The organism is uncultured Winogradskyella sp. (assembly GCF_947496485.1).
Lineage (GTDB): Bacteria > Bacteroidota > Bacteroidia > Flavobacteriales > Flavobacteriaceae > Winogradskyella.
The window spans coordinates 286328-304848 of the sequence record NZ_CANMCZ010000001.1 but is presented as its reverse complement, the minus strand read 5'-3'; the positions used below and the strand labels follow the sequence as shown (position 1 = coordinate 304848).

At 32.8% G+C, this 18521-nt stretch carries 19 protein-coding genes and 1 tRNA gene; 10 read left to right on the top strand and 10 right to left on the bottom strand.

Annotation, left to right across the window (positions count from 1 at the left end):
• Nucleotides 1-19: 19 nt before the first annotated feature.
• Nucleotides 20-655, bottom strand: coding sequence for a Crp/Fnr family transcriptional regulator (locus Q0822_RS01340; RefSeq protein ID WP_299119154.1), 636 nt, complete (start codon nucleotides 653-655; stop codon nucleotides 20-22).
• Nucleotides 656-740: 85 nt separating this feature from the next.
• Between Q0822_RS01340 and Q0822_RS01335 the strand changes: the two genes are divergently transcribed.
• Nucleotides 741-814 (top strand) — tRNA-Arg (locus Q0822_RS01335).
• Here Q0822_RS01335 and Q0822_RS01330 read toward each other — a convergent pair.
• The 4 genes from Q0822_RS01330 to Q0822_RS01315 all read right to left on the bottom strand — a co-directional run bounded on the left by Q0822_RS01330 (nucleotide 780) and on the right by Q0822_RS01315 (nucleotide 3657).
• Nucleotides 780-2384 carry a recombinase family protein gene (locus Q0822_RS01330; protein ID WP_186844103.1) on the bottom strand — a complete coding sequence of 535 codons (1605 nt, stop codon included), beginning with the start codon at nucleotides 2382-2384 and terminating at the stop codon, nucleotides 780-782. The genes Q0822_RS01335 and Q0822_RS01330 overlap by 35 nt on opposite strands.
• Before the next feature lie 4 nt (nucleotides 2385-2388).
• A complete protein-coding gene (locus Q0822_RS01325) occupies nucleotides 2389-2562 on the bottom strand; it encodes a hypothetical protein (RefSeq protein WP_179022108.1) in 174 nt (57 codons plus the stop codon).
• 124 nt (nucleotides 2563-2686) lie between these two features.
• Nucleotides 2687-2965, bottom strand: coding sequence for a hypothetical protein (locus Q0822_RS01320; protein ID WP_186844102.1), 279 nt, complete (start codon nucleotides 2963-2965; stop codon nucleotides 2687-2689).
• Complete coding sequence (locus Q0822_RS01315; protein WP_186844101.1) at nucleotides 2962-3657, bottom strand: hypothetical protein; 696 nt, start codon at nucleotides 3655-3657, stop codon at nucleotides 2962-2964. Before Q0822_RS01315 ends, Q0822_RS01320 begins: the two co-directional genes overlap by 4 nt.
• Before the next feature lie 515 nt (nucleotides 3658-4172).
• Here Q0822_RS01315 and Q0822_RS01310 point away from each other — a divergent pair.
• Genes Q0822_RS01310 through Q0822_RS01295 form a run of 4 tightly spaced genes read left to right on the top strand, consistent with a single transcriptional unit; the run spans nucleotide 4173 to nucleotide 7326 of the window.
• Complete coding sequence (locus tag Q0822_RS01310; protein WP_186844100.1) at nucleotides 4173-5414, top strand: replication/maintenance protein RepL; 1242 nt, start codon at nucleotides 4173-4175, stop codon at nucleotides 5412-5414.
• A 3-nt stretch (nucleotides 5415-5417) separates the two neighbouring features.
• Nucleotides 5418-5903: a hypothetical protein gene (locus tag Q0822_RS01305; protein WP_186844099.1), complete on the top strand. Its 486-nt coding sequence runs from the start codon at nucleotides 5418-5420 to the stop codon at nucleotides 5901-5903.
• On the top strand, nucleotides 5903-6175 hold the full coding sequence (locus Q0822_RS01300) for a hypothetical protein (RefSeq protein WP_186844098.1): 273 nt from the start codon (nucleotides 5903-5905) through the stop codon (nucleotides 6173-6175). Before Q0822_RS01305 ends, Q0822_RS01300 begins: the two co-directional genes overlap by 1 nt.
• Entirely contained in the window at nucleotides 6175-7326 is a 1152-nt protein-coding gene (locus Q0822_RS01295; protein ID WP_246457474.1) for a glycosyl transferase family 2, read from the top strand. The genes Q0822_RS01300 and Q0822_RS01295 overlap by 1 nt, the downstream gene beginning before the upstream one ends.
• A 71-nt stretch (nucleotides 7327-7397) precedes the next feature.
• On the opposite strand, the gene Q0822_RS01290 is transcribed toward Q0822_RS01295, so the two are convergent.
• From Q0822_RS01290 to Q0822_RS01275, 4 genes are all read right to left on the bottom strand, one after another.
• Nucleotides 7398-8602 (bottom strand): IS3 family transposase gene (locus Q0822_RS01290; protein ID WP_186844097.1). Its coding sequence is split into 2 segments (ribosomal slippage): nucleotides 7398-8320 and nucleotides 8320-8602, totalling 1206 coding nucleotides; the frame shifts between segments, so codons are not numbered across the junction.
• Nucleotides 8603-8629: 27 nt separating this feature from the next.
• Complete coding sequence (locus tag Q0822_RS01285) at nucleotides 8630-10279, bottom strand: hypothetical protein (RefSeq protein ID WP_299119136.1); 1650 nt, start codon at nucleotides 10277-10279, stop codon at nucleotides 8630-8632.
• Nucleotides 10276-10959: a hypothetical protein gene (locus Q0822_RS01280; RefSeq protein ID WP_186844095.1), complete on the bottom strand. Its 684-nt coding sequence runs from the start codon at nucleotides 10957-10959 to the stop codon at nucleotides 10276-10278. The genes Q0822_RS01285 and Q0822_RS01280 overlap by 4 nt, the downstream gene beginning before the upstream one ends.
• A complete protein-coding gene (locus Q0822_RS01275) occupies nucleotides 10932-12143 on the bottom strand; it encodes a hypothetical protein (protein ID WP_186844094.1) in 1212 nt (403 codons plus the stop codon). The genes Q0822_RS01280 and Q0822_RS01275 overlap by 28 nt, the downstream gene beginning before the upstream one ends.
• 300 nt (nucleotides 12144-12443) lie before the next feature.
• Here Q0822_RS01275 and Q0822_RS01270 point away from each other — a divergent pair, with 300 nt between their 5' ends.
• A complete protein-coding gene (locus Q0822_RS01270; RefSeq protein WP_186844093.1) occupies nucleotides 12444-13424 on the top strand; it encodes a hypothetical protein in 981 nt (326 codons plus the stop codon).
• Between the two features lie 21 nt (nucleotides 13425-13445).
• Nucleotides 13446-13595, top strand: a complete 150-nt coding sequence (locus Q0822_RS01265; protein WP_186844092.1) for a hypothetical protein — start codon at nucleotides 13446-13448, stop codon at nucleotides 13593-13595.
• 189 nt (nucleotides 13596-13784) lie between these two features.
• Here the strand turns inward: Q0822_RS01265 and Q0822_RS01260 are convergent, their stop codons facing one another.
• Nucleotides 13785-15905 carry a helix-turn-helix domain-containing protein gene (locus tag Q0822_RS01260; protein WP_186844091.1) on the bottom strand — a complete coding sequence of 707 codons (2121 nt, stop codon included), beginning with the start codon at nucleotides 15903-15905 and terminating at the stop codon, nucleotides 13785-13787.
• Between the two features lie 238 nt (nucleotides 15906-16143).
• Between Q0822_RS01260 and Q0822_RS01255 the strand changes: the two genes are divergently transcribed.
• The 3 genes from Q0822_RS01255 to Q0822_RS01245 all read left to right on the top strand — a co-directional run bounded on the left by Q0822_RS01255 (nucleotide 16144) and on the right by Q0822_RS01245 (nucleotide 18372).
• Nucleotides 16144-16737, top strand: a complete 594-nt coding sequence (locus Q0822_RS01255; protein ID WP_186844090.1) for an ankyrin repeat domain-containing protein — start codon at nucleotides 16144-16146, stop codon at nucleotides 16735-16737.
• A 12-nt stretch (nucleotides 16738-16749) separates the two neighbouring features.
• The gene (locus Q0822_RS01250) at nucleotides 16750-17835 is read left to right on the top strand and encodes an acyltransferase family protein (RefSeq protein ID WP_186844089.1); all 1086 of its coding nucleotides are present in this window, start codon (nucleotides 16750-16752) and stop codon (nucleotides 17833-17835) included.
• 210 nt (nucleotides 17836-18045) lie between these two features.
• A complete protein-coding gene (locus Q0822_RS01245; protein WP_246457472.1) occupies nucleotides 18046-18372 on the top strand; it encodes a hypothetical protein in 327 nt (108 codons plus the stop codon).
• The last annotated feature ends 149 nt before the right edge of the window (nucleotides 18373-18521 follow it).

Sequence of the window (18521 nt, the reverse complement as noted above, 5' to 3'; positions counted from 1 at the left end):
GACTGAGTTACAAATGTTACTAAAAATCTAAAACAATAATTTTATTTCTACCGAGTTCAATTTTATTTTCTTTTTCTAATTGTTTTAAAAGTCTTGAAATTACGACTCTAGACGTGTGCAAATCCTGTGCAATCTCTTGGTGTGTAATTTCTAAGCTTGTTGAAGCCGTTAACTTTACATGATCAGTAAGGTATTTGAATAACCGCTCATCCATTTTCATAAATGCTAGTGTATCTATTGTTTCCAGCATTTCATCGAAGCAAATTTGATAGCTCTGAAGTATAAAACTTCTCCAGCTATCATTAGTGTTAAACCATTTCGCCATGTATTCAATAGGAATCATAACTACTGTTGTATCCTCATCTGCAATAGCACGTATTTTACTCACGGATTTTGCCATACAACAAGTGAGAGACATGGCACATGTATCTCCAGATTCAAGAACATATAACAGTAACTCATTACCATCACTATCTTCTCGTAACACTTTAATATTACCATTAATTAGTAAGGGGATATAATTTAACTCCTGTCCAATGTCAATAATAATATCATTTTTTCTGAACTTTTGGAGCTGTGCTACATTAGAAATATCATTGATGATAGTTTCATCAAACAAATAGCTAAATTGTTGAAGATTGTCTTTAGAAATCATTCTTCAAAAATAAACATTTAGAAATTTGAAATAAATAGTTTGGTAGATTTTTAATTTATGTAGTATATTTGCATCCCAATTTAAAGGCCTCGTGGCGCAACTGAATAGCGCACTTGATTACGGCTCAAGAGGTTACAGGTTTGAATCCTGTCGAGGTCACTAAACGGGAATTTTCAATATTATTTTGAAAGTTCCCGTTTTTATTTTCTCCTAACTTATCTGATAAACAGGCGATTTGAGCAAAAATAGAGTTCACTCTAAAAGTTTGAACTCTCTTGTTTTTGAAGTCATACCCTAAACCGTCTGGAAAGACCATATATTGAAGTTTTCTTTTTACTTCAATATCTCCTGAACTCCATAATAGCGGTAGATTGAGTGCATACTTCAATGCAATATTTATCGACTTCTTAAGGTTTGAACTATCGAAGCTATGTTTTGATAAATTTTTCTTTTTTTGATTAACTTCTGCTACCAACTTAGTTCTGAATCTATCATATTGAGACTTATTTATTTCTTCAAAAACATAACGTTCTTCTAAACGATCTAACTTCATTTCAATAGCGACTATACCACTTGATAGTTCTTTGGTCTCTTTAATGGCTTCTTCATTCATACTTACAAAAGTGTCGTAAACCATTTCCTTTAATGGTGCTACAAACTTCTTATCCTTTAGCTTGTAGGTCTCTAAAAGCTCTAAAAACTCTTGATGTAGTTTCTTAGCACTTCTATTCTCCTTACTTCCCTTACGACGATTCTTATAATAGTAGAGCCCTTTTTTCTTTACGATAAACCCTGTGTAAGGAGTTCCACAAGTTGTGGACTTCAGGAAAGTTTTTAGAGGCAGGTTTTCATCATCTACGCAGTATTTTCTGGTCTCAGTTCCTGTATTCAATAGGTTATGAATTTTAAGAAATAACTCTTTAGTAATCATAGGCTGATGATTGCCTTCAATAACTTCTCCTGGTATGAGGCTATTAACTATAAGTCCACAATAGAATGGATTTCTAAATAAAACGCTCAATCTCTTATCATTTATTTTAAGCCCTTTCTCCTGTAATTTATTTGCGATTTCAACGTGAGACATATTGCTGTTTGCTTTCCACAAGAAAGCCTGCTTCAATAGCCTTCCTTCTTTAGTAATAACAAATTTGGGAGTTTTTCCTTTTCCTGGATTGGCATTTGTGTAGCCAAACGGATATGCGCCTGTCCAATGTCCTTTGCGAAGTTTCTCTTGCATTCCAGACACAGATTTATCTCTTCTCAATTCATTATCAAACTGAGAAAACATATAATAAAGATTTTGTTGGAATGATCCTGCACTTGTAGAAGTATCGACCTCTTGGGTAGCTGATATTGTGACAATACCTTGTCTTTTTAACTGATCACTTATGTAAGCACCATTTGCTCCAGTTCTTGAAAATCTATCGTAAGAATAGACAATGATATAGCCTACGTTACTTCTTCGCTTTACATAATTAAGCATCTTTTGAAATTCCTTACGCTCATCACTTTTAGCTGACTCATAGGTTCCTCCGAAATATTCACTTACCTCAAGTCCTTTTTTATTTGCAAGCTCCTTACAGTACTTTAATTGAGTTTCTAAACTGGCGTTGTTCTCTGCTTGTTCTTTGGTAGATACTCTTGTGTATATAACAGCTTTACCATCTGTTCGTAATTTTTGTCCTTTACCTTTTTTGGCAAACTGATAAAATATTGTTTGGTCTTTCATATGCTTAACTACTATTTTGAAGATGCTCACAAAGTACTTTTGCAAATTCTTCTAATTGGTTTATTGTCTCTTCTGCTTTCTTATCTGAATAATCTTCGAAGCCATCAAACTTTTGAAGCCATTCAGCATCATATTTCTTAAAAGTAGGTTTTTCTTCTACTGCAATTGAGTTAGACATCTTATTTTTCTTATCAATCGCTCCATTACTTATTGGTTACAGTTGAATCTGAAATAGTGATCCTTATGATCTCGTGGTATAGCTTCGGTATTTCCGATGACTATACTCAGTTGCTTTAATTGGTTTACTTAACCTTTGTTTTTACTGTTCTGTTAATCAAGACGATTCTGCCATCGCTTTGCTTAATTTCAATATTCTGATAATCGTGTTGTTTAAGGATATCTACTATTTTAGTTCTGTCCTCAATACGTTCAACTCCTTCAATCATATCTATTCGACCGTCACGTTTTACGATTCTCAATGATTGAAACTTTTGATTTCTTGTCATTTCAATTAACCGAAGTTCTTCTGGACTAAAATCATCTAATGACTTTGAATCCTTCTCTTCTATAATTAAGCTCATTTCCTTTCGTTTAATAGCTCTCTCAATAAATCCACTTCTCTTTTAAGAGAAATATCAAGTTTCTCACGCGTTTCTTTAAGCTCTTCTCTTAGCTCTCCCATTTCTTCTTTAAATGAAATACGCATTTCTTTTATTTCTTCTGATTTCTCAATTAAAATACGTTCTAATTTTTCAGATGAAGATTTGCTCTCCACTTGTATTTTTGATATAATAGTCAAGAACTGTTTTACTCGTTCACCATCTATTTGAGATATAAAGTTGTTAATCATTGTATTGACTTCGACAACTTCTACTAAGGTGTTTTTTGAGCCAGCCTCAGCATTATTAATCCCTTTTATCTTTCCCTTACCCGCGTGAATGTTAGTAGCATTATTTCCTGTACTACTTATTCCGTTCTTCTTTACAGTAATATTTGTGATAGTTGGTGGCTGATATTGTAACGGTGTTTCATTGTAGAAGTAATTCATATCCACATTAAAACGCTTAGCAAAATTGATGAGAGCTAAATGCGGAATATGTTTGGATCTACTTCTTACTGCAGAAACTATACTTCTATTAGTGGGATATACCTCTTTGCCGATTGAGCTATCATTGTTGGGTTTAATGCCTAATTCAGAATTCACAGCAATCACTTCATCTACTGCATTTACAAATTTGAGATCTATCTCGTCATACTGGGGATTTTCTTTCATCTATATCTATCTATTTATCAATACGTTATTTACTTTATTGTTTTTAAAACAACATTATTTTAGATTATTATGTTAATTGAAATGCAATATTAAGTATATTTGGCATCAAATAAAGTATAAATGATGTTTTATTTGCATTTTATTTACAATATGTTGTCAATTAATTTATTAAATATTTAATTAATGTACCTAACAGAAGATATTAAAAAGGTGGTTCTCAGGATGGAGAAGCTTTATGATAGTCCCGTGAACGTCATAAAGAGCAAAACACAATTATCACGTCCCACGATTACCAAGTTTTTTAGACTACAATCTATCAGACCCAGTAGTGTAGAAATTATTTATGAATTGTGTCTTGATCTTATTGAAGAAAAAGAAGAAAAGCGATCTTCTATTAAGAAACGAACAGAGATACTATTCAACGAGGCTTAAAAATTAAGATGCTCAAACGGGCACTTCACTCAAATTACCAGTACAGACAGCAAAAAAGCTGATTACTGGCTATTGTCTCAACAATGGCCATCATACAATACTCAACCGCATTTAATGCTTTAGAAGGTTACGTTAACCAGCATAATGCAAGCACTAAAGACCTTTCTTCGCATATAAGACAGGCAATGATCTTAACCACTCAAGAGATCATCAAGATTTATTCTATATCCTTACTGAAGGCAAACAGTATAGCTGCGATAGATTTACAGAACTTACCTCCATTAAAGACGAATAACGTGCAATTGGCAAAACGTGCCAAAGCAAGCACAAGAACCATCCAGCGACATCTTAAACGCCTTATAGAAGCTAATATCATCACTAAAAAGATATGGCACGGTTCCAACTCTGGATACGAGCTTTTTATCAACCCAAACATCTTGTTAATAGGTGGTGCAAAAGCCGTTAATAAGCCTAAAAAAGCGCTTCAAACTGAAAAATCAAAAACTACTGATAATCAGTTTTTTAAAAATATTAAAACGACAACTTGTCCTCATACAGATACTAGTAACAATGGTTACATAAATAATATAATAATAGGCGTTGATAAGTTGAAGACTAAAGCGAGTTCGTCACCACTCACGAACGGTTATGAGTCACGCAACGCTACTAGTAACACTTTTACAGGATACACAGGAAAAATAGACCCCAAAAAAAATAATGATGCAGGGGAAATAGAGCGGAAATCACGAGCCACAGATCAAACCAGCGCCGAAATTTCAGGCGTTGATCAGGCTCGTTCCGCTTCCCTATCATTTTATGTCAAGTCCTTCTGGAAACTGGCGCGAAACACCATCTACAAGGATCATTATCTTACTCAAAGTCAAGAGGAAACCGCGCTGAAACTGCTCCATTTGTGGTACGAGCCTGTCTCTGACAAACAATTACAAAACGTTCACGAAGTTTATATAAGTCGCTTAGGAATTGTACAAAAATACCTTGCAAAAGACCCAACAAAACGATACGTCCAGCTTCCAGACAAATACTTTGACCCAAAAAATCCATCAGGTTTTACAGGAACGAGAATCTGGTACCAAAAGCAGAAGAAAAGAGAGTACGAGGTTCGGTTAAAACTGATTTTACAAGCCCAAATTCGTCGTTTTCTCAACAATGAGAAAAAAGAAACTGCAAAACAAAAACCTCGACTTGAGCTATTTAGATCTTGCGAAACCAGAATCAGCAAATTAGGTCAACCAGAGTTGTTGAACACTTTTCACGCTTCTGTTTTGAATCATTCTGCACACAAATATTTACAACTTAATACTTAAAAAATGAACCCATTTAAAAAAAATGATGCGTCTTTGAGCAAAAAACTCAAAGGTGCATTAACCGATTTGACGGTTGATATTTTTGGTTACGAAAAGATGGTAACTAAAAATATCACTAACCGCACCAACTACATTTCCAACAGACTTCAAATTCCAAAGGATCGACTCTACATCAGGATTTTTCAAAAAGATCACATCATACGCTCATTTCTCTATAACCAAAGTAAACCTGTAAGCGCTATACCTACACAAGAGCTCACATATTTCTTTATGGAAGAGCAATTGGCACAATTGGATAACGTACAAAATAAAGTAGCCTTCAGCATCAAACAATACCTGAAAGAGTTTGCAGAAGCGAATCGCATTGATGAAGAAAGCGTCCGTATTTGGATTCATCTCAAGGACGATAAAGTCCAGGTTAGGGCTTTTCAAAATGAAGAGTTCATCAAACAAATCCCACTTAATTCACTAATTAAATATTTCAAATAATGGCACAAAGTAAAGGATGGAAACTAGGACAAGATTCATTTACAAAAATGATTGTCTGGTTTAAAGACGGTAACGTAAGAACAATGTATTCAATAGATTGGAAGCATAAATTGTCAAGAACACGCAGCAAAGAAACTGGTATGGAACGTTTCAGAAAAAAGATAAAACAATATGGTCCGCTGGCTGGTACCATTGAGATATATGACAAAACAACTGGACAGCGTATCGCCAAGTTTTATGAAGGCATTGAGAAATCACTTGAAACTACGTAATGAGGACAATCAAAGAATTACAAACAAGGCTCAATCCTAAAAACATTTTTGACAAGCGATATAACATAGAGGCAGATGATAAAATTCATCTGCTTTATGTGAGTCCCAAACTCAATGCGACAGGTTATTACAGGATGATAACACCTGCATTAGAAATCAATAAAACAGATACGCATAAGGCGATTATTACCAGTATCGAGACTAATGACTTCTCGAGGAAGCTCTCTGATTTTGTAAATCAGCTGGATGAGCGTTTAATTGCCTGGGCAGATTACATTATTTTCCCTTCACTGTTTAGTGATGTCAGCTATTTGATGCAGGCCATTAAAACGCTTAATCCCTCGGTTCAATTGGTAATGGATTTAGACAGAAATTATTTTGCAATACCTGTTTCAATTCCGCTTTCGCGAAAGCTGAAAACAGAAAAGCTAAAGAGTCTTGAAAATAATTTGGGTCTCATGGATATCGTGACTGTTGCAAATGAAACTTTTCAAAAGTTCTTGCAGCGATTCATTGACAACCGCTTAGAAAATGCAAATACATTTGTGCAATACCTTCCCAGTTTAGTTTCGAGATATGGCTATGAAGAAATGCCACCATTATCTAAAAACGCATCTAAGAAACTGCGTATAGGTTTGATAAAACCAACCGAAGAAGACTTGCTATCTCTTAAGGAAGTTCTTTTTAAAATGAGAAAAACTTTTGGAGATCAAATTGAGTTTATTTACTTCGGGAAGCCCTATTCTGTATGGGAAGTAGAAAAACTTTTTAAAGATTATAAAGTAGAAATACATCCTACCGTTTCATTCTTAGATTATTTTGAAAAGTTGAACAGCTTACAACTCGATGGAGTTTTACTACCTGCTTTAGAATGTCTTTTTAATAGGCATCAAAACCATCAGCTTTTTATGGAGCTTTCAACGTTTGGGATTCCTGTAATTGCATCATCTCACTATCCAGTTAAGAAATGGATTAACAATGGAGAAAATGGATTTTTAGCGAGTGAAGCTCCAGAGTGGTTAGAAGCTCTTGAAACACTTGTGAAATATAACAAAGAGAAAAACTTTTCTTCTAGTCTCATAAAGAATATCTGGAATAATAACAGCTTTACAAAGACATCTATTGATAAAATAACTTCCTTATATATTTAATCAATCAATATCCCTGAACTTAAAATGAAAGTTTGGACTTGCAACAAAAAACTGGACAATTAGTTGAATGACTAAGCTGCTAGTTCATGATTATACATATCTAATTCAAATTCTTTGATAGTTTTGTTCCCTAAAAAGGAATGTCTTCGTTTATTATTGTACCATGTTTCTATCCACTGAAAGATAGATAATTCAGCTTCAGATTTTCGTTTATAATTGTGCCTATATACCCATTCTACTTTTAAGGATTTAAAAAAGGATTCTGCCACCGCGTTATCCCAACAGTTTCCTTTACGACTCATAGATTGCTTAACTAGGCCATCATAGTTTTTAATGATAGAGGTGAATTTTTGACTAGCATATTGTATACCTCTATCAGAATGAAAAATCAGAGGTTCCAGCAAAGTTGTGTTCTTTATAGCCATATTCCAAGCTCTTACAATAGTGTTGTCTGCAGTGAGGTCTTCACTTAAAGACCATCCAACCACTTTTCTGTTAAATAAATCAATAATTACAGTGAGGTATAACCAGCCTTGTTTGGTCTGAATATAAGTGATATCACTTACCCAAACTTGGTTTTTCTGCTTAACATCAAAGCATTGGTTGAGTAAATTAGGAGCTATTGGATAATTGTGGCTACTCTCCGTGGTTGTTTTAAACCTCCGCTTTCTTTTAGCAAATAAATAATTAGCTCGCATAATACGGGCTACTCTAGGTTTAGATACCTTATACCCTAATGCTTCCAACTCTGATTTTATCCTTGGAGCACCATAGCTTTGAAAACTAACATCAAATATGGTTTTAATAAGAGAGCTTATCTTTTGGTTTTCTATCCACAACTTACTTGGCCCCGATCGTAACCAGAAATAATAACCGCTTTTACTTACTTTTAATACTTTGCACATCGCCTCAACAGGAAACCTCATAAGGTGTTGTTTTATAAACCTATATTTTTCTTGTCGCTCACGGAGAAGATGCCAATCGCCTTTTTTAAAATATCACGCTCTAATTCAGCTTCTTTTAAAGCTTTTCGTAAACGGTCTATCTCCTTTTCTTCATCAGTCATTTTGGGCTTACCTCGACCTGGAAAACTGTTTTTACCGTAGTCTTTTAACTCTTTTCGCCATCGATAAAGCACGGATGGAATAATGTCTAAGTCTTCACATACTTGCCTTACATTGTCTTTGGCATAACTTAGTTCTACAGCTTTTTGCTTAAATTCTAATGTGTAATGTTTTGCTTTACTTCTCATAATTGCTAAAATAATAACTAGCAAACAAATTCTCTCAACTTAATGTCTAGTCTAATGTAGTAATTCCATTTCAGAAGTGTCTGCAAAAATTTGATTTTCTTCAGAGTAAGGGACAAAAGTCTGTAGTTTGCCGACCTTAAACCAGTAACCAGAATTGACTTTATCTTCTCTAATATTTGCTTCTTCTATCAGAGTGATGTCAGTTGTAAATTGCGAGTCCCTTATTGGGTTATCAGGTTCTTTCCAAGACACTTTTTTAAGTAATCCAAATAGAACGGTTTCTTGTGCTTTCGTCAAATTATTCCCTTCTTTTACGATTTGAGCTATTAATGAACCTTCATCACCAGCATCTAAAATTCGATGTAGTGTTTGCAATTCATCCAAGCTCTTATTCTTTTCGGACTTATAGAGGTCTATTTTTTCAATTTGTGATTGAGTTTTACTTCTTAAATTTTCTATACTTTCATATTTATCTATTACGCCGTTTAAATTTTCGATTTTTTCAATAATTAAGTCGTTACCATAGTTATCGATATTTATGTCATAAATATTGGAATGATCAATAGTAGGCAGCTCTATTTTTTGAAGCGCGTCAAGGTTTTTTAATTGTTGCGATCTTTCTTTTAAAACATCCTTATACTCATTGAAAGGTTTAAGGGCTTTGGAAAAGGATTGATGTTCTTCTTCCATTGATTTCATTTCTTTTTTTACTTCTGGAAGTGCCTTTTTGAGTATATCGATTTTATTTGTTTCGTCCTTGATCTTTTTTTCTGTTGAATCATATTCAGAAGCAACTTTTTCATAGCTCTCATAGTTCAAATGATACGTTGCAGTGAGATAATTTATCTGCGCCGTATCTTTTAGTAGCTGTAGCTCTTTTAGGTTGCCCAATACTTTTTGTTTGAGCTCAATCGTTTTTATATCTTCATCAAGCTCATTGTACTCATCTATAAGTTTTTCTAGTTTCTCTTTGTTCGACTTGTATTTGGACTGTAGTGTTTCAAGGCTATTTTCAAATAAGAAATCTTTTAAGATTTTATCGCTTTCGGTATCTAATGAATTAGCTTTTGAAAAGGATTGTATCACTTTCGCGAAAGCGTCAAGGTTTTCATTGATGGCAAGATTAATAGGAATTAATTCATTTTTATATAAAAACTCATAGTAATCTTTTTTATCATCTAAGTCTGTAAAGGATTTTAAGTAGCCCTTTTTATTATTTCTTAAGTGTTTTGCAAGCTGCTGTATAGGTAGGAAATGACCATCTTTCAAAAAATCTTTGCTATAAGCTAGCTGATCAGCATTTAGAGAAAGTGCTTCGAGTTCTTTTTTATCATTTTCATTGTATGCCTGATTGAGAATCCAAAAGGATTTTAATGGCCTACTGCGCTTATTACCAATATTGGTTCCTATAGTTATAAACTCTCCTTCCTTAAATTCTATGTGGATAAATACATAGGCATCGTCAGTTTTGTAAGGTAAAGTGTGTATGTGCCTGTCTTTATTTTTGAAACTTTCTGTTCCAAAATTTATTTTGCTCTTTTGACCTATAAAAATGAGTTGAAATAAATCTGCGATTAATGATTTACCGATACCATTGTTTCCGGTAAAATCCGTTCTTACACGATGTAGTAAATAGTCCTGATTGTAATGCTGTCTAACTCCGACTGTGGATAAGGAAAAAATTCTTGGATATTCTATCATTGGATCTGACTAAGGTATTTCTCACTGAATTGAGTGAAGTTTGTAATTTCATCTTCATATAGTTTTTGGAATCTGATTATGGGCTCTCTCAATTCAAAATGAATTTCTTCACCATCTTCAATGCCTAAGTTAGTAATCCAACCTAACTTATTAAAGTCCCTTAAAACACTCTTAAACGGCTTAATCACTTTAATAGACCAGTCTCCCTCAGTATAATCATCTTGCACTTTATTGAAGAAAAGTTTTTTGTACAAAATGTTATTGTCACTTTCTTTAATCTCCTTTTTTATATCAACGAAACGTACTTCTTTTTTATTTTCAAAATATTTCTCGTAATACATATTGAGTAAAATAATGCCTACTAATGTTTGTTTTGGAGTTAATTTTTTGTGGCGAGAAGTATGAGAAAGTGCTCCTTTGGAATCTTCCGGATAGTCAACATAATAGTATTTAGAATTCTCTCTGGTTTCTATTATCAGCTCAAGACCATAGAGTTTTTCATAATAGAATGATAACTCGTTATAATAATCTTTAAGTAATTTATATAGATAGAAACGGTCTTTCTGTATGTGTCTTCCAGAGAGTAATTCTATGTTTAAGTCTGCAAAGTGCTCTTGTACATCAGAATTTTCTAAAAAAGTAAAATTGTGTTTTATCTTTTTATTATTTTCATCTTCCATAATGCTATATTTTCTGATTTTGAGGACTCTGGTAATTCTCTATCAATTTCAATTTTGTACTCATTATCTTGCCTCGCAAATGCTATAAGTTCAAATCCCACCTTAAGTGCAATAAGGGAGTCTTTCTCTTTTGCAGCGATATCATAAAAATGTTTACTAAAATCGATTTCTTCATTCTGAAGCAAACGCTCTTTAAAATGACTAATCCATTTTGCAGTATTTTCTTGTCTAGTTAATTCTTCATTAAGTTTAAGCATCTGCGAGTTCAGATGTTTCTGATTGATCTGAGGCTTAATCACATAGCTCTTTTGGATTCCAAATTCTTCGTAATATTCAAGCCCAATGTGTTTAAAACGCTCAGCTACCATAGACTTGATGGGGAATATCACAGGTAGTTTGACACCTTCTTTTTTTGAAAAGCTTGCTTGTTCCAATGTGAATTTTAAAAATCGCTTTAAATTTACTCTAATTACAGATTTGTTTTTAAAGTTATCTTGAACAGTAATTAGCTGCGTACTTGCATATGCAGACCTATCTAAAAGCTGACCTAATTTATATTCTACTTCGACAAAAAATTCATCTACCTTCTTTTTTATCGATACAGACGTATTATAGTCTTCCTTAAAAACTTTATGCGTTTCGCGTTGTTCGTTCGTTTTAAAATCAGGTAGGCTATTTTTCCTCTCAAGAAAATAAGTGACTACTTTTTCTATTTCCTCGTCTAGCCTATTACTTATGAGCAACGTGTCTTTTATTTCATCACTTTTAGCTGTGATTTTTTCAAATAAAACTGAAACATTTTCAGCTGTTTCAAGCGCTGAGTCCTCATCTTGGTTAATATATGCATTAAGCTCTTCGATAGCTCTGTTTACATAGTCTTTAAGTGATTCTAAATGGTCAAGGATTACGGTGCCACTGTTTCCTTCAAAATTAAATTCGTACCACCTATTAAAATCATCTATAGTAATAATTTCAATAGCTTCGAAATCTGCAAGCTTTTTGAATGTATCACGTAAGGGGAATTTAGCATAAGGACTATAAAGCCTGTTATCTATGAGTTTTATAAACTTTTGCGCAAAATCAGTCAATGCGTATTTAAAACGTTCCTCTCTGGGATGTTCTAAATAGTATTTTAGTAAACCATTTACAATTGCATCCGTATGAGGTGTAGCCTTTAAGTCCAACTCAGATGCTTCTTTTATACATCTCTCTATTTCTTTATAACTAAAATGTTTATCGATTTGCTTTTCAATAACTTTTTTGTGTAAAAGATAAATCGTTATGCCCTCAACTTTTTTAGGTATTAAGCTGGAGTATGATGAGTGTATGTCTGTTAAATCGAAATCTATAATTGGTTAATTTTAATGATTTTAAGCTTACTAAGTTAAAAGAAATTCATTATGATAGGCGTCTGACTAAGCATAAAAATTAAGATTATTATAGTATTCCTTGTTATCTTATGACATTAAGATTTGCAATCCATTATGTTACACGCAGTAAAAGAAATTGAACAATTATTTGAACAAGCTATTGAAACCAGTGAGTTCGATGTCGTACTCACGCTTATAAACTATAAGGGTATAAGTTCACAAAACCTTAATTCCAATTTACTAGAATTTTTTGATGCTATCCCTTTTTATACGAAGTTATACAGAGAACTAGAAGGCAAGGAAAAAGCGAGAATGGGTTTGCAGCTATATTCAACATTTTTTGAAAACAGTGATTTCTATAATATGATAGGTAGCCTTTGTCGTATCACGCTTGGGTATAAAGGATCTTCTTATCTTTTTTGGAAAACTCGTAAATACGAAAGACTATTAGGTATAGGGGAAAAGCAAGATTTCTTAATGGAATTGTTTGCAGATACCGAGAAGCAAAGTTTAATTAACTTTTACGAGACTGTTCATTTTAAGGAAATCAGAAATTCATTTTTTCATTCAGCTTATTCTATAGAAGAGAATGAATACGTTATGCACGATACAGAACCTATGTTAGTAGATGGGATGAATAAAATGTCTTTTGATATTCCATCATTCTTTTATCCCAAAGTAGAAGCAGTAATACTATTATTTGATGCTTTTAAAAAGTGCTATTGGGATTTGTGGAATGGGTATAATGAAGACAAGATTGTAGACGCTTATTTCCCTAACCCATGTAAGGCAACAATTATTGGTTTAGATGAAGGACTCAAGGGATTTAGAATAAAAGATTCTGTAAGCCTTTATGGTAAACTTCACGACTCTGGTATTTGGTATGATGAAGAATACAAATTCTGGTCAGGACGTAATATCCAAATGAATATGGCTCGTATCGAGGAAATAGAAATAGACGACCAGCTAAAACGTTATGAAAGCAAAGAGAACATTGTAAAAAACGATAAGGACTTCTTTAACCTTGTAGATATGATAAGAGAGAAACAAGATCCTAAAACTTTGCGTCGAGCAACAATTTTACTTCTTAAATAGGGTGATTTTAAAAAGGATCAAATGGAAGCCGAAGAAAATCCATACAAGAAGAAGAGCTTTCCTAATATAATATTACCCTATTATAGATTGGCTATGGAAATAGGAGGTCAATTTTTTAAAGATATTGATAAATTCAACAAAACCATCAAGTCTTTAGAAACCGATAGTTAAGGTAGTTTACACTGGTGCTTAAATTTATTAATGATGATTAGGGTTATATCCTGATTTAAAAAGTTCGAACTCTGTCCCATTTTTATTTACTCTTAAGTTATATGAAATTGAGTTGATTGCGCTAAAATTTAACTATTACTCAACCTCAACCAATATTTTGAATAGTATGGATAATTAAATTCCAACGATCTATAATAGTTTTTCCTTTTTTAAAGTTTCTTTAAGTATTTTATGTTTTTCCCAAAATTGCACTTCTATTTTCTCAATAGTTTCGTCGTATCTTGGATGATTCTGCAACTGGTTCAATAGAGGGTCTTCCTTCATAAATAAAAGCACCCAATATTGGAAACCATCTTGTGAACTAAATTTATCGTAGGCTTCTATAGCTTTATCTGGTATATTTTCATAAAGATACAGCATAGCTAAACTTGCCTCTCTGTAAATTGACTCATCTTCTTCCAAATAATCTTTATATTTCTGAATATATTTTTCTGCTTTATTAGGAAGACCCAATTTTTTATAGGTGTAGGCTATTTTTATGTTCTCTGCTGGATACAAGTCAATTTTATCAGTAGTAAGTATACTAATATATTTCTCGTAATAAACCAATGATTTTTCGTAATCTTCCTGAAAATAATATGTTTTGGCTAATTCTTGAGTGATATCAGCGCGAGTAGTATCTTTACGCCACTCTATGAGCATTTTTTTTCTTAAGGATTCTAAATCTTTATTATTCGCATAATCTATAAAATTTTTTAAGTAGGTACTATATTGATTTTTAGGATTATACTTCAGAGATTCTTCAATGTATTTTGAAGCCTCTTTAGCAAACCCATTTTGGACTAATGCATTACTCAGGTTTAGATAGATAAAACTTTTAGATACACTATCGTTAGCTTCAATATTTAATTTAATTCCTTTTAATGCATAAGTGAGATACTTTTTTGTATCTGGAACAACTCTAGCATAGATATCAGATAAAATTAGCACTACAGAAGAAGCATTTGGATTATAATCTAGTGCTTTTTCCAAGTAAGGTATCGCTAACCTAAATTCGTTTGCGTTTATATAATACAGCGCTTTTGCAATCAAAGATAATTCTGAAGTTGAATCATATAACAAGGAATTGTCTGCGTATTCATTTAATTTGTCTAAATATTTCTTTTCAATTTTATTTACATCTAAATAATAGTAGCAAATTGCAACCTGAGCATAAGCGAGTGCAAATTTCGAGTCGTTTTCTATCGCTTTTTCAAATGAACTTATGGCGGCTTGCAAACCCTCCTCTGTCTTTGTTTGTAGGGCTTCAAGTCCTTTTAAATAATAGTCATATGCTAATACGTTTTCTGTTGGTTTTTTATCTATTTGTTTTAGTTCTGCTGGTGTTACAGTTACTTCGATGGCTTCTGCAATTTTTTTTGCAACTTCGTTTTGTATGGAAAAAATGTCTGCCGTTTTATGGTTGTACTGTTCTGCCCATATCGGAGTATCCATTGAAGCATCAATCAATTGAATATTCAATAAAACTTGATCACCAGCACGTTGCCCACTTCCTTCAATCAAGTAATTGACATTAAGTTCCTGTGCTATTTCTAAGATGGTCTTATCTGTATCTCTATATTTTTCTACAGAGGTTCTGCTTATAACTCGAATATCTTCTATTTTTTGTAGATTATTTAATGTCGACTCCATAAGTCCATTAACAAAATACAGGTTATCAGAATCGCTACTCATATTCTTAAACGGCAATACTGCAATAGATTTCTTAGAGTTAGCATTCTCTTCATCACCGTTCGATACTTCTTTTTTTGGATAAAACGAGAATGCTGCTATCACTAAAACCAAGAAAATTCCAAATAGTATTTGAATTCGGTACTGTTGGAAAAACCCTTTTTCAGCAACTTTAATAGTGTCTTTGTTTTGGTTATCTTCTTCTACCTTTACTCCATCTTGTTCAAATTCTATTTGCTCATCTATTTTTTTTCGGGCTTCGCCTGGCGAATACCCATAATAGTCCTTAAAACATTTAGTGAAATAGGAATTATTACTAAAGCCCACCTGATAAGAAATTTCAGAAATAGTAAGTTCCGTTTCTTCTAAAAGTGTCATCCCTTTTTGGAGTCTGACTTCACGAATAAATTGACTAGCACTACCTTGTGTTTGCTTCTTAATTTTCCGCAACAAATTTGATCTACTCATATTCATGAGTTCAGCCAATTCTGAAACCCCAAATTGCTCATTAGAGATATTCTCTAAAATAAGAGCCTCAGCCTGTTCTATAAATTTTCCTTGATATGAGATTTTAGACATGTTGTTTTATACTAGTACAAATTTAGAAATTTATATTGAACCATTCTATGGTTTTAAGTTTGAAATTCTTTAGCAAAAAAACAGTTGCTTGCGTCATAATTTATACTTCTGCGTCATAATTTTCTACCTCTCATCAAACTTTATACATTAGGCTTCATACACATTATCAGTTGATTAGGGTGGTTTCGCATCTTTGTAGGAACAAAAATCAAGTTATAAATCGTTACAATTTAAAATTATGAAAAAACTTACGATTAATTCAATAAAAACGACCATTCAGATGTTATTCTTAACGCTTTTATTAACAAGTTCATGTGCGCAATCTGACAAAAAATCAAACTCAGATAATATTGCTAAAACTACAAAAATTGCAACCAAACCAAGTATAGATATTCACGGAGCTGTACTCACTGGAAACTTAGATGCAGTTAAGCAGCATATTGAAGCTGGGACGGACATTAATCAAAAAGAGGCTATGTCTGGTTCTACACCATTAATGACCGCAGCCACTTTTAATAAACCAGAAATTGCAAAAGTATTGATCAACGCCAAGGCAGATTTGTCTATTGAAAATAATGATGGTGGCACAGCTTTACATACAGCAGCATTCTTTGGACGTATTGAAATTGTACAATTACTTATTGATGCAAAAGCAGATAAATCAGCTCGCAATAATTATGGAGCTACAGCAAGAGAAACTGTAATGGCAGATTTTGCTCAAATGAAACCTATCTATGAAATGCTAATTCAACAATTAAAACCAATGGGGTTTGAATTAGATCTTAATGAATTACAAAAAGCACGTCCTGTTGTAGCAATGATGCTTCAATAAACATACAATACGATGACCACAGAAAGAAGATACGATATTGATTGGTTAAGAGTAATTGCTATAGGCTTATTATTGATTTACCACATAGCTATTATTTTTCAACCTTGGGCCATGTTTATAGGTTTTATAAGAAGCGAAGACGCTTTGGTAGGACTTTGGGAACCTATGACGATGCTCAATGTTTGGAGAATACCTTTGCTATTTTTTGTATCTGGAATGGGTTTATATTTCGCAATGAAAAAAAGAAATTGGAAGCAATTGTTTATAGAGCGAGGTAAACGAATTCTATTGCCCTTTGTGTTTGGAATTTTGGTAATCACTCCATTACACTTTTTAGTTTTTCAGAACTACTATAATATGCCACTGAGCTATTTTCCACATATGGGACACCTATGGTTTTTAGGAAATATTGTGGTCTATGTGATTGTGTTGTTACCTCTTTTTTTCTATCTGAAGAAAAACGAAAATGGAAAATTTGGAATGACCATTTCAAAAGTCATGACCTATGCTTTAGGACCGTTATCTATATCAGCATTTTTTATGTTAGAAATTGGTGTTGTTCAACCACAGTTATTTGAACTGTACGCTGAAACATGGCATGGATTCTTTATGGGTTTTCTTGCGTTCTTTTTTGGTTTTCTTTTCGTATACAGTGGTAGCGCATTCTGGCAAACCGTTTCTAAATGGAAATGGTTATATATAGTCATAGCGTCTGTCTTATTTGCTATTCGTTTCACTAGATTTGAGTCTATATCAAATATGTATATCACCAGCATAGAATCAAATTCTTGGATATTGGGTTTATTTGGAATAGGATATAGTTACTTTAATAAACCAAGTGCCTTACTAAGCTATTTGAGTGCAGCTGTTTATCCAGTTTATATTATTCACATGTTTGTCTTATATGCAGGTGCATTACTCATTCTGCCATTAGATCTTCATCCTATGCTAGAGTTTGTAGGAATTACCCTATTTACGTTTATAGTCTGTTTTCTCATTTATGAATTCATCTTAAAAAGAATTACAATCTTGAGACCTTTATTTGGTTTGAAATGGAAATTTAAAAGCGTCGTACAGAAAGAATTAAAAAGGATTTAGAATCTAACTCAAACTTATCTTTTCACTTAATAATAGTTATCAGTACATCAAAACAATAAAATATAATTCATCAATCAATCATCAATCAAAAAACGAACAATTATGAAATTTTCTAACGTACAATTAGATTTATTTACGCTCATGTACTTTTCCTTTTGAGATAGAGACATAAGCTTTACATTGTGTTATCATTATTTTAAAAGTCTTATTATGAGTTATTTAAAAATAGTATTTCAATTAATAAAAAGCCTATATCCAGTGCTAATCTTATTGCTAATATCTTGTAAGGAAAACTCCGTTTCATTAGCAGATCAACCAACCCTTGCAGATTATTACGAGAATTTTTTGATGCCAAACGTTAAATTTAGGGAAATGGGCACTTCTTCAGACACTTATGGAAAAGACATTTATTTTGAAAACATGGTTTTAACGAGAATGACTACGATCGCACAAAATCGTGAGGCTTATGGTAATGCCATTGAATCATTAAAGAAGCTAAAAGACACATATGCTGAATTACGAAATACAAATGAATAATTCAGAAAAAAATCGTGAGGCTTATGGTAATGCCATTGAATCATTAAAGAAGCTAAAAGACACATATGCTGAATTACGAAATACAAATGAATAATTCAGAAAAATTTGATATCGAGTGGTAAACATCAATTTAAAAAATCAAAAAACAA